Here is a 10774-nt window from a genome sequence, read left to right as displayed (position 1 = left end):
AACCTGAGGTCAAAAATTATAAAGGCTGGGATCATATGCGCTGCAATCTGGACGCGGGAAAATAAGAGAGGGGTATGAAAGGAGATATCAACTTGCATAACCCTCTGGTAAAAGGTGGAAATGTTACAGAGCATCACGTTGCGCGTTCGTGTATAAGGAATAAATTATGCCAATAAGTAAGGTGATAATTATAATGTTGCTGGTTACCTTAGTAACGGCGTGTTCAGGACATAAAAAAACGCCTTCGCAGGAGGTTTATCGCTTTGATGAGTATCGCTATCTTGAGTTAATCGGTTATAACTGTGAGGGCTCGCTGTGGTATCACGATAATAAGTTAAAAATTCATAAAGAAATTATGGATGGAATATTTGCATCATGCAGGATTTTTACCGGAGAATATATTCATCCGTCTGATAAATATATCTTTATTCCGAACTGGGAGCCAGAGGCTTATTTGATTTCCAAAGACTACGGAAAAACATGGCAGACTGCCACTTACATGGCTCCCTATCCTCCTTTAGAAAAAACTGAGGAAGGGTATGGTGTTGACAGACCTGATGGTAAAGATATCAAGAGAATCGTCGTGGTAAATGACCAGGCATTTATCACCACCAATATTGGTCATTTATATATGAGTTCATACCCGTTTGAAGACCCACTTTTAGCACCGGGAGGACCGGGTGTGGATTATACCTTTATCGATGATACCTATAACCCAAAAGGCGAGGTATTAAAAGGGCATATAAGCCCAGAATTTCCTGGTTCAGCGTGGGGTGAGGTTATTTTCATGAAGGAAGCATTAACGAATTTAGTCGATAGTCATAAGGCGAATTTTAAAAACTTGCCCGATAAAGAACCTGAGGTCAAAAATTATAAAGGCTGGGATCATATGCGCTGCAATCTTGATGCAGGGAAATAAGAGGTGGGTATGAAAAGAGATATCAACTTGCATAACCTACGGGTAAAAGGTGGAAATGTTACAAAGCATCACGTTGCGCGTTCGTGTATAAGGAATAAATTATGCCAATAAGGAAGGTGATAATTATAATGTTGCTGGTTACCTTAGTAACGGCGTGTTCAGGACATAAAAAAACGCCTTCGCAGGAGGTTTATCGCTTTGATGAGTATCGCTATCTTGAGTTAATCGGTTATAACTGTGAGGGCTCGCTGTGGTATCACGATAATAAGTTAAAAATTCATAAAGAAATTATGGATGGAATATTTGCATCATGCAGGATTTTTACCGGAGAATATATTCATCCGTCTGATAAATATATCTTTATTCCGAACTGGGAGCCAGAGGCTTATTTGATTTCCAAAGACTACGGAAAAACATGGCAGACTGCCACTTACATGGCTCCCTATCCTCCTTTAGAAAAAACTGAGGAAGGGTATGGTGTTGACAGACCTGATGGTAAAGATATCAAGAGAATCGTCGTGGTAAATGACCAGGCATTTATCACCACCAATATTGATCATTTATATATGAGTTCATACCCGTTTGAAGACCCACTTTTGAAGCCGGGCGGACCGGGTGTGGATTATACCTTTATCGATGATACCTATAACCCTAAAGGCGATTTATTAAAAGGGCATATAAGACCAGAATCCCCTGGACCAGCGTGGGGAACAGTCTTATTTATGAAAGAGGCATTAACCGATTTGGTTGCTGGGAATAAGGCTAACTTTAAAAACTTGCCCGATAAAGAACCTGAGGTCAAAAATTATAAAGGCTGGGATCATATGCGCTGCAATCTGGACGCAGGGAAATAAGTGATGGGTATGAAAGGAGATATCAACTTGCATAACCCACTGGTAAAGGGTGGAAATGTTACAGAGCATCACGTGGCTCTTTTGTGTATAAGGAATAAATTATGCTGATAAGGAAGGTGATAATTACAATGTTACTGGTTACCTTAGTAACGGCGTGTACATTACATAAAAAACCGCCTTCACAGGTAGTCTATCGCTACGACGAAAATCGTTATCTTGAACTGGTTGGAACTGATTGCGAAGGGTATGTCTGGTATCATGATAATAAGAGAAATATCCATAAATCAGTTTATAATCATCCCATATATAGAATTTTCACCGGGGAGTATATTCATCCATCTGAGAAATATATCCTTCTTCCTGACTGGGAGCCTGGTGCTTATTTAATATCTAAAGACTATGGGAAAACATGGCGGCCTGCTATTTACATGGCACCCTATCCACCGTTAGAAAAAGCTGATGATGGGACTGGTATTGACAGACCATTAGGAAAAAACATAAAGAGAATTGTCGTGGTAAATGACCAGGCATTTATCACCACCAATATTGGTCATTTATATATGAGTTCATACCCGTTTGAAGACCCACTTTTAGCACCGGGAGGACCGGGTGTGGATTATACCTTTATCGATGATACCTATAACCCAAAAGGCGAGGTATTAAAAGGGCATATAAGCCCAGAATTTCCTGGTTCAGCGTGGGGTGAGGTTATTTTCATGAAGGAAGCATTAACGAATTTAGTCGATAGTCATAAGGCGAATTTTAAAAACTTGCCCGATAAAGAACCTGAGGTCAAAAATTATAAAGGCTGGGATCATATGCGCTGCAATCTTGATGCAGGGAAATAAGGAGTTATCATGAAAGGTGTTATCAGATTAAATGATCCGCTGGAGAAAGGCGGGTACGTTAACAGGGCGTCTGGCAGTACGTTTATGGGGATTGCAGTCGCGTTACAGGGTGACACGGTAATGTGCACCGTGCATAAAGGCGAGTTTCCAATTAATGAATGCGAGCCAACATGGACCATGAACGGTAAAGGTGTGGTTGTGGATGGCTGCAAGGCAACATGTGGTTGCGCGATTAAAACAACATTACCCCGTGCAGGAACAAGCAAATGAACAGATGGGTGATTCCGCGTAAAAATTACTTTGATAAGCCTGATAATTTTCCCTATAGGCTGATGGTAACCATAGTGATTGCGATATTTTTACTCTGTTTCGGCTATAACGCCTTAACTATCCCCCTTAGTGATAAATTTGGAATGCAATTGTTAGATAAAGCGGGGGGCATATCGCTTTCTTTATCTTTGTTATTTATTGCCATACTTGTTACAGCATACAGAATAATTGCATTTCACTATCGTTTTGCTGAGTATATTGAGCGGTACGGAATGTATCGCTGGAAACGTTGGGCGATAAACACGCTGGTGTTGTTGGATTTTTCATCAATAACGCCTGTGCCTGATTTATCACTAAAAATGCAGAAGCTTGAAGGAGACGCGCCACTGTACCCTGCCACGCCTCTCAGAATTGCGGTGGAATCCGAAGACATAGGGGTTTCACGTTTTGGGCAGGTATTAATAACGCTCCTTAAACCGCTTAAGGGTTCACTTATCCGTGGACCGTACCCCTTCGAAATAGGGATATATGTCCGGGGAAGTGACAAGTCGGTCTGTGATGAATTGAGTACAGTATTAGCGCAGTTAGTCACTGACAGAAATAAAATCGGTGATATCCATCTTCTTGAAACCTGTCCCGATTACCGTTTGATCAATACGTGGATGGATGAAACAACACGCCGCAACAGACTGCTGATTGCTATTGAGCTACATAATGATGAACAGCAGGATTTTTTTGAAAGTGCCAGCGCATTTGTTTTTACCGGTCAGGATTTATTACGGGAACAAGATACGCCGATGTTTCTGCTAAGGACGATGAACACGGACAGTTATCATCTGGACAGTATTGCGCATGCCTATTTTTCAGCAGAGCAGGTTGACGTTAAAAAAATCAACCGGCTGTGGTCCAGCGGCCTGGATAAACAGGCAAAACTGATACTCCATGCCGCTGTCGATAATGCCGGGACAGGTGTGGCGGCGGGGAGTCGCTACGACCTGGAGACCGTCACCGGCAACGCTTCTGAAGTGCAAAAGTGGATGTTACTGGCCTTAGCCGCTGATGCAGCAAAGCACGGTCAGGGCCATCAGCTTATTACCACTTCAGCAGCAGACAAAATTTACACAGGTATCGTCACGTTTAAGGATCCTGGTAGGTGGAGAGAACCCAGGGCGTTTTATGCGACGATTTACTGGTTTTCAACTGCGCTTTTTTTAACATTGTTATTTCTGCTTGCCACGATCACCCTTATCCCGGTGGGATTTTTTAATGAGGAGGGGTCAGGGTGGTTCCTGGTTGGGCTAAGTGCGTTTGCATCCATCACGTATTTTGGGACGTTTAAATTTGCCTTTAATAAGGCAATGAAATCTATCCAGGAGTCTATGCAGGTTTTTCATCCCCGGTACTATTAATTAAGCAATGACTTCTCCCTGTGATTTCCGTCAGCCAGTAAATAATGACAGGCAGGCCTGGCCACCTGCCTTTCATAAGCCGCGTTATTTCACCGCCCGATAGCCAAAATAGCCGTCTTGCGCGTCATACAGCACATCAAAGCCATTAAGGAAATTCACCCCAGTATTCACAAACGGCGTTTGCCGGGTGGTATTCAGGATAATTTTCTCCGGCGCAAGCGGTGAATCGCTGCCGCTGAGTGTATAGCTCACCGCTGGCGTAAACGTAAAGGTCAGTGAGGCCTCATCGGGCAAGGTTTTGGACGGATAATTCGGCAGCGTTAAAAACATATCGGTCACCCCGGTATCAACCAGCACCGTTCCGCAGCGTTTTGCATCGCTGTTTACCACAATACACACCGGTGCGGCCTGCCATTCGCCGGAGATATGCGGATCGGGCTGCAATTTTGCGTAAGAAAATCCACCCTTCGTCACCGCTGTACTCAGCCCGACATGAACCCCGTTGCGCGTCACCACATAGCCTTTATGAAAATTATCCGCCGCCGCTGGATTTAACAGCGGGTTAGTATCGGGCGTACTTTGCTTCTGCTCGCTGCCTTCCCGCGCAAAGCCCACGCCCATCATGGCGACGCCGCGCGGGTTATCTTCCGGGGTGCAGTGGCGGGCATTGTCCTGGCAGGCAATTTGCGTCACCGCCAGCACCGGGATCGGCGAGGTAGTGAAATGCTGGCCGTTACTGCCGCTCACCGTCACCGGCGTGGTCACCCAGGAGCCGATCATGATCCTCCCGGAGCTGTTGTAGGTAAGTTTGCCCGGCGTGCCGGGAAGCGCTGAAAAACCGGGAATGGATTCGGCGGATATCACAATGCCGGTAGAGCCGGTATCCATCTCGATCGGGCGCGCGTCGCCGCCGGGGAAATTAATCCGCAGACCCGGCGTGTGGGCTACGCCAGTCGGCGCTTTCGAGGAAGGGTAATACTGCAAATAAACGCTCTGGCTGGCGTCGTCATACTGTGGTGCGTCAGCGGCCCAGGCATAGCCCGCGACGCTCATTACAAATAAGGCGAGTGGTGTTTTTGTCATCTCGTTATCCTTGCAATTGCCATCTGGTTCGCAATAACTGTAGCCCACGCTGTTATCCGGCTACATCCCGCCAAATTCAGCAGGTGCACTATACTGCTACAGGTTTATGCCCGCTGACGAGGAAAGGGATGTGAGTATCTGGCTTAACGTAGTCATTGTTCTGGTTAGCGCGGCGGCGATGGAAGCCGTGGCCGCGTTTTCCCATCGTTATATCATGCACGGCTTCGGCTGGCGCTGGCATCGGTCCCATCACTCCCCGCGTACCGGTTGGTTTGAGCTAAACGATATGTATGCCGTGGTATTCGCGGGGGTTGCTATCGCGCTGATCGCCGTTGGCACCGCCGGAGTATGGCCGTTGCAGTGGATCGGTGCGGGAATGACGCTGTATGGCGTGCTCTATTTCCTGGTCCACGACGGGCTGGTGCATCAGCGCTGGCCGTTTCACTGGGTGCCGCGCAAAGGCTATCTGAAGCGGCTGTGGCTGGCACACCGTTTCCATCACGCGGTAAATGGCAAAGAGGGCTGCGTGTCGTTCGGCTTTTTAGTGGTGCGCTCGCCGGAAGAATTACAGGCGCAGCTTCGCCATCGCCGCCGCCCGGCTAAACGGGGCGCTGCCACAGTGAATCAGGACGCGGTGAGCGAGCCGCCACCGGCGCAATCGCCGCGCGCCCCGCGCCTTTGAGCAACAGCGCCAGCTTTTCCGTTTTACCGGTGTGCTGGCGGCTATCCCAGGCGTTTACCCCGGCGTCAGCGACTTTGCTCCCAATCGCGCGGTACACGTCCCGGGCAGTGGCAATCGCCCAGCGGGAGCGCAGGGGCAGGGCAGGCAACCCCGCCAGCGCGGAAATATAATAAGGCTCCGCCTCGTCCAGCAGGCGCGCCACCACGCGAAACAGCGCCGCCCGGTTTTCCGCTAAATGAAAGTTTTCTGCATCCAAAGCCTGCTCCGCTAACCACTGTTGCGGGAGATAGCAGCGTCCGGCCTCGGCGTCTTCAATGACATCCCTCGCGATATTGGTTAACTGAAACGCCAGCCCCAAATCGCAGGCCCTGTCCAGCACTCGCTCGTCGCGCACGCCCATGATATGCGCCATCATCAGGCCTACCACGCCCGCCACGTGGTAACAGTAGCGCAGGGTATCGTCGATCGTGTGATAACGCTCCCCGCGCACGTCCATCGCGAAGCCCTCCAGGTGTTCCAGCGGCCATCTGGCGGGAATATGGTGGCGCACCGTCACGTCCTGCAACGCGGCAAATGCCGGCTCACTCATCGCGTAGCCCTGATACACCTGCTGGGTCGCGGTACGCAACTGCATCAGCCGCTGGACCGGGGAGTCGCTGGCGGGCGCAGGTGCGGCAAAACCGGCAATCTGATTATCGATAGCGTCATCACAGTAGCGGCACCAGGTGTAGAGCATCAGCACGCTGCGGCGGGTTTCGGCGTCAAACAGCCGGGCGGCGGCATCAAAACTCTTCGAGCCGCTGCGCATGGTGTTGGCTGCGTGGCGCAATAGCGGCTGGTTCATGCCAGATCCTCCAGCATCAGCCGCGCTGTGGCTTTCGCCGAGCCGATCACCCCAGGAATACCCGCGCCGGGATGGGTTCCTGCGCCCACCAGATACAGGTTTTGCAGATGCTCATCGCGATTATGCGGCCGGAACCAGGCGCTCTGGGTCAGCAAAGGCTCGAGGGAAAACGCCGATCCCAGATGCGCGCCCAGGGTGTGCTGGAAATCATCCGGCGTGAAGATGCGGTGCGTCACCAGTTGCTGGCGCAGGTTCGGCATATAGCGCCGCTCCAGGTAGTCGAAAATCCGCTCGCGCAGCGCCGGGCCTTCCACGCGCCAGTCAAGCGGGGCATTACCCAGATGCGGGACCGGCGTCAGCACGTAAAACGCGCCGCAGCCCGGCGGGGCCAGCGACGGATCCGTAGCGCACGGCGAGTGGAGATACAGCGAAAAATCGTCCGGCAGCGTGGAGCCGTTAAAGATCTCCTGTACCAGTTCCTTGTAGCGCGGCCCGAAGCAAATCGTGTGGTGCGCCAGCTGCGGGTGCGGCGCGTTCAGACCGAAGTACAGCACGAACAGCGAGTTGCTCATGCGCTTCCCGGCCAGCTTCTCGCCTTTGGCTTTGCCGTGCGGATTGTGGCCGAGCAGCTTTTGATAGGTGTTCACCACATCGGCATTGGAGGCTACCGCGTCGGCGGCGAATACGCGTCCGTCCTGGGCCACCACCTGAGTGACTTTCTGCTGATTCACTTCGATGCGCTCAACCGCCGTGTTCAGCTCCAGCGTGCCGCCCAAATCGGTAAACAGCTTCACCATGCCGTTGACCAGCGCCCCGGTGCCGCCGCGTGGGAACCAGACGCCCCATTCCCGCTCCAGGGCGTGGATCAGGGTATAGATCGCCGAGGTGGCAAACGGGTTGCCGCCTACCAGCAGGGAGTGAAACGAAAACGCCTGGCGCAAGTGGTCGTCCTGGATAAACCGCGACACCGCCTGGTAGACGTTCTCCCAGGCGCGTAGCCGCATCAACTGCGGGCTGACTTTGACCATATCGCTGATGTGCAAAAACGGCGTTGCGCCGAGCCGCAGGTAGCCCTCTTTAAACACCGCTCTGGAATAATCCAGAAAGCGGGCGTAACCCTGCACGTCCGCCGGGTTAAAGTCGGCGATTTGCTGCTGGAGTAGCGCCTGGTTATTGTTGTAGTCGAAGCGCTTGCCGTCCTCCCAGCACAGCCGGTAAAACGGATCGACCGGCAGCAGTTCGACGTAATCCTCCAGCCGCTTTCCCGCGCTGACGAACAGCTCCTCCAGCGCGCTGGGATCGGTGATCACCGTCGGTCCCGCGTCAAAGGTAAACCCCTGGTCGTGATAAACATAAGCGCGCCCGCCGGGCTTATCGCGCTGTTCCAGCAGCGTAGTCTGGATGCCCGCCGCCTGTAAGCGGATGGCGAGCGCCAGCCCGCCGAATCCTGCGCCAATCACCACGGTTTTTTTCATTATTTATTCCCTGTGTTTATCGCCGCCCGTAGCGCCCCGAAAACGGGGACGGGAGGCTTGCCTGTTAGTATTCGCGCTTTATCGGTCAGCGTCAGGTTACCGGCGTAGAAGCGGGCGATGGTGGCATCGGGTAAGCGATAAAATTTTTGCATCACCTGCCAGCGGCGATCCGCCTGGCCTGCCAGAAACAGCATCCGGTTGAGCAGGCGCAGGAATTTCTGGCTGCGCCACTGGCGGGTCGCCATCCCCTGAACCAGCCGGTGCAGGCCTGGCGCGTCGATACGATCCTGTTCAACGATGGCGTCGGCAAGCTGCGCCGCCAGCGGCAGAGAGTAGCCGGTGACCGCATGGAACAATCCGGCGCGCATCCCGGAACAGGGCTGGCTGGCGTGCAGCGGCGCGTCGCCCGCCAGCGTCAGCGGCAGGCAGCCGGTTTCTTCACGCAGCAGTTGCTCCAGTACCAGGCCGTGCTGTGCGGCGTACTGGCGGATGGCGTCGCGATAGGGTTCCGCCGCTAAGTCAGGCGCGTTGCTAAAGCGGGTGTCCTCAATCAGCAGCGTGTCGGGCGTCAGCGGCAGTAAATAGAAAAACCGGTAGGCGTTGTGCTGGGCCACGGTGGCATCCATCAACAGCGGGCGCGTTAAGCCGTGCGGCTCGGCAAGCCGCCACTCCTGTCCGACGAACAGTTGCCAGGCGCAGCGCCAGCCGGGCATGGCGCGCTGGCCACGCCCGTCAATCACCGCCCGGGCGCGCAGCGTGGTGCCATCGGCCAGTTTTACGCTGTCTGGCGTGACGGCAGCGACCGGGCAATTCAGCCACAGATTGTCGCCCAGCGCCTCGCGCAACCGGCTCGCAAAGCGGTCGGAGGTGACGGTGTAATAGGGCTGATCGATATCGCGCATCAACTCCGGGAAAATCACCTGATAACCGGGCCAGTGGTGGGCCACCAGTGGGGCGATCCATTGATGCTGCCCGGCGCTGAGATCGTGGTGATGAAACGACCAGGTATGGTTACCCCCCGGCGACGCCCCTTGTTCAAGCAACAAAATGTTCATTCGGGGATGGCGCTGTTTTAAACGCCAGGCGATCAGGCCGTTCGCCAGGCCTGCGCCCACTAAAATCAGGTCCAGGCTCATGGCTGCCCCGTCCCGCGATAAACCGGGCGTCCGGTGAGCAGTGCCTGTTCAACGAGAGCCGCCGCCCGCGCTGCGCCGCCCGCGTCACGCAACGCCTGGCTGGTCTCTTCCAGCCGTTTGCCCACGCCGTTATTGTCGTCCAGCAGCGCGGTGATCTCCCTGGCGATGGCTGAGGCCGTCGCCAGCCGGGAAACCCGTCGCCCCAGATTGTGATACGTCACCCGCGCCGCCACGGCAGGCTGATCGAACGCCACCGGCATCACCATCAGCGGGCGCCGGGCGGCAATGCCTTCCAGCACGGTGTTGAACCCGGCATGGCACAGAATCAGATCGGCGTTGAGAATAACGTCGCGTTGGGGAACAAAACGCTCAACGCGATGCGCGCCGTTACGGTACAGTCCGTCGGCCTGCGCGGCGTCCAGCCCGCCGCAGTGGGATATCGTCACTTCGACGCCCGCCAGATGGCAGGCCCGCGCCAGCGTGCGCAGCAGCGAATAGTGGTGTCCGTGCAGCGTGCCCAGCGTGGCGTACGCCACCGGCCTGGGATTGCGGAGCGGGGGCTGCGTCGCGTCCACCGACTGAAACGCGCCGATATAGTGAAAATGGTCGGGCAGGGCGCGGCGCGGGAAATCAAACGCCGCAGCGCCCTGGGCCACCTGGGCCAGCGGCGACAGGCAGTGATCCAGCCGATAGCGACCTGGCAATCCAAAGCGGCGGCTGTAATTGTCGATCACCCGGTAATGCGCCTGCATCAACCGGTCATACACCCGCTCGCTGCCTGCGTAGAGCTTGCGGGCCGCGTCATCATCGGCATAGTTGAAGGGCATCACCGGCAGCGGTAAGTCTGGTTCACGGTTGACGGGCAGGGCGCAGGCCGCTGACACGAACGGCAGCCCCAGATAGCTGCTGACCAGCCCGCCTGCCGGCTCCATCTGGTCGGCTATGACGCCGTCCACCTGCAAACGTTTTAACAGGCCCGGCAGCTCACGGCACAGCGCGTCGGTATGCCCGGCGAGCGTGCCGGCGATGCGGAAAAAGGTGCGCGCGGCAGGGTCGCGAAAGCGCTGCTGGGCTTCGCGAATCGCCTCCGGCAGCGGCGTACAGCCGCTGATGCGCGGATTATCGCGGGCGATCAGTTCCGGGCTAACAATAAACGTTAGCCGATGCCCTTTACCGCTCAGGTGCAGCGCCAGCGCTTCCATCGCCCGGATATGGCTGAATAACGGCGGTACGATAATGGCAAAATGGCTCATG

General features: G+C 54.0%; 11 protein-coding genes. 6 read left to right on the top strand and 5 right to left on the bottom strand.

The window, feature by feature from the left end:
* The first annotated feature begins 193 nt into the window (after window positions 1–193).
* The 5 genes from RT120_RS17800 (at window position 194) to RT120_RS17780 (ending at window position 4300) form a co-directional block, all read left to right on the top strand.
* A complete protein-coding gene (locus tag RT120_RS17800; RefSeq protein WP_312984702.1) occupies window positions 194–919 on the top strand; it encodes a hypothetical protein in 726 nt (241 codons plus the stop codon).
* A 128-nt stretch (window positions 920–1047) separates the two neighbouring features.
* The gene (locus RT120_RS17795; RefSeq protein ID WP_312984700.1) at window positions 1048–1773 is read left to right on the top strand and encodes a hypothetical protein; all 726 of its coding nucleotides are present in this window, start codon (window positions 1048–1050) and stop codon (window positions 1771–1773) included.
* A gap of 128 nt (window positions 1774–1901) precedes the next feature.
* Entirely contained in the window at window positions 1902–2621 is a 720-nt protein-coding gene (locus RT120_RS17790; protein ID WP_312984698.1) for a hypothetical protein, read from the top strand.
* A gap of 9 nt (window positions 2622–2630) precedes the next feature.
* Complete coding sequence (locus RT120_RS17785; protein WP_312984696.1) at window positions 2631–2891, top strand: PAAR domain-containing protein; 261 nt, start codon at window positions 2631–2633, stop codon at window positions 2889–2891.
* A complete protein-coding gene (locus RT120_RS17780; protein WP_312984695.1) occupies window positions 2888–4300 on the top strand; it encodes a hypothetical protein in 1413 nt (470 codons plus the stop codon). Before RT120_RS17785 ends, RT120_RS17780 begins: the two co-directional genes overlap by 4 nt.
* Window positions 4301–4384: 84 nt before the next feature.
* On the opposite strand, the gene RT120_RS17775 is transcribed toward RT120_RS17780, so the two are convergent.
* A complete protein-coding gene (locus RT120_RS17775; protein ID WP_312984693.1) occupies window positions 4385–5383 on the bottom strand; it encodes a hypothetical protein in 999 nt (332 codons plus the stop codon).
* A 106-nt stretch (window positions 5384–5489) separates the two neighbouring features.
* Between RT120_RS17775 and RT120_RS17770 the strand changes: the two genes are divergently transcribed.
* Window positions 5490–6065, top strand: coding sequence for a sterol desaturase family protein (locus RT120_RS17770; protein WP_409515068.1), 576 nt, complete (start codon window positions 5490–5492; stop codon window positions 6063–6065).
* On the opposite strand, the gene crtB is transcribed toward RT120_RS17770, so the two are convergent.
* Genes crtB through RT120_RS17750 form a run of 4 tightly spaced genes read right to left on the bottom strand, consistent with a single transcriptional unit; the run spans window position 5983 to window position 10773 of the window.
* The gene (crtB, locus tag RT120_RS17765) at window positions 5983–6909 is read right to left on the bottom strand and encodes a 15-cis-phytoene synthase CrtB (RefSeq protein ID WP_312984689.1); all 927 of its coding nucleotides are present in this window, start codon (window positions 6907–6909) and stop codon (window positions 5983–5985) included. The two genes, RT120_RS17770 and crtB, sit on opposite strands and share 83 nt — an antisense overlap.
* Window positions 6906–8384: a phytoene desaturase gene (locus tag RT120_RS17760; RefSeq protein ID WP_312984687.1), complete on the bottom strand. Its 1479-nt coding sequence runs from the start codon at window positions 8382–8384 to the stop codon at window positions 6906–6908. Before RT120_RS17760 ends, crtB begins: the two co-directional genes overlap by 4 nt.
* Window positions 8384–9520, bottom strand: a complete 1137-nt coding sequence (gene crtY, locus RT120_RS17755; protein ID WP_312984686.1) for a lycopene beta-cyclase CrtY — start codon at window positions 9518–9520, stop codon at window positions 8384–8386. Before crtY ends, RT120_RS17760 begins: the two co-directional genes overlap by 1 nt.
* The gene (locus tag RT120_RS17750) at window positions 9517–10773 is read right to left on the bottom strand and encodes a glycosyltransferase (protein ID WP_312984684.1); all 1257 of its coding nucleotides are present in this window, start codon (window positions 10771–10773) and stop codon (window positions 9517–9519) included. Before RT120_RS17750 ends, crtY begins: the two co-directional genes overlap by 4 nt.
* Window position 10774: the final 1 nt, after the last annotated feature.

Origin of the sequence: Atlantibacter sp. (genome assembly GCF_032062175.1) — a bacterium.
In the GTDB taxonomy this organism is placed as follows: domain Bacteria; phylum Pseudomonadota; class Gammaproteobacteria; order Enterobacterales; family Enterobacteriaceae; genus Atlantibacter.
The sequence above is the reverse complement of the archived record's forward strand: the minus strand, read 5'-3'. Positions and strand labels throughout refer to the sequence as shown.

What these genes read in the sequence shown, in the direction of transcription:
- crtY (WP_312984686.1), bottom strand. Translation starts at nt 9,520, where the DNA reads ATGAGCCTGGACCTGATTTTAGTGGGCGCAGGCCTGGCGAACGGCCTG.
- RT120_RS17780 (WP_312984695.1), top strand. Translation starts at nt 2,888, where the DNA reads ATGAACAGATGGGTGATTCCGCGTAAAAATTACTTTGATAAGCCTGAT.
- RT120_RS17770 (WP_409515068.1), top strand. Translation starts at nt 5,490, where the DNA reads ATGCCCGCTGACGAGGAAAGGGATGTGAGTATCTGGCTTAACGTAGTC.
- RT120_RS17790 (WP_312984698.1), top strand. Translation starts at nt 1,902, where the DNA reads ATGTTACTGGTTACCTTAGTAACGGCGTGTACATTACATAAAAAACCG.
- RT120_RS17750 (WP_312984684.1), bottom strand. Translation starts at nt 10,773, where the DNA reads ATGAGCCATTTTGCCATTATCGTACCGCCGTTATTCAGCCATATCCGG.
- RT120_RS17785 (WP_312984696.1), top strand. Translation starts at nt 2,631, where the DNA reads ATGAAAGGTGTTATCAGATTAAATGATCCGCTGGAGAAAGGCGGGTAC.
- RT120_RS17795 (WP_312984700.1), top strand. Translation starts at nt 1,048, where the DNA reads ATGTTGCTGGTTACCTTAGTAACGGCGTGTTCAGGACATAAAAAAACG.
- RT120_RS17760 (WP_312984687.1), bottom strand. Translation starts at nt 8,384, where the DNA reads ATGAAAAAAACCGTGGTGATTGGCGCAGGATTCGGCGGGCTGGCGCTC.
- RT120_RS17775 (WP_312984693.1), bottom strand. Translation starts at nt 5,383, where the DNA reads ATGACAAAAACACCACTCGCCTTATTTGTAATGAGCGTCGCGGGCTAT.
- crtB (WP_312984689.1), bottom strand. Translation starts at nt 6,909, where the DNA reads ATGAACCAGCCGCTATTGCGCCACGCAGCCAACACCATGCGCAGCGGC.
- RT120_RS17800 (WP_312984702.1), top strand. Translation starts at nt 194, where the DNA reads ATGTTGCTGGTTACCTTAGTAACGGCGTGTTCAGGACATAAAAAAACG.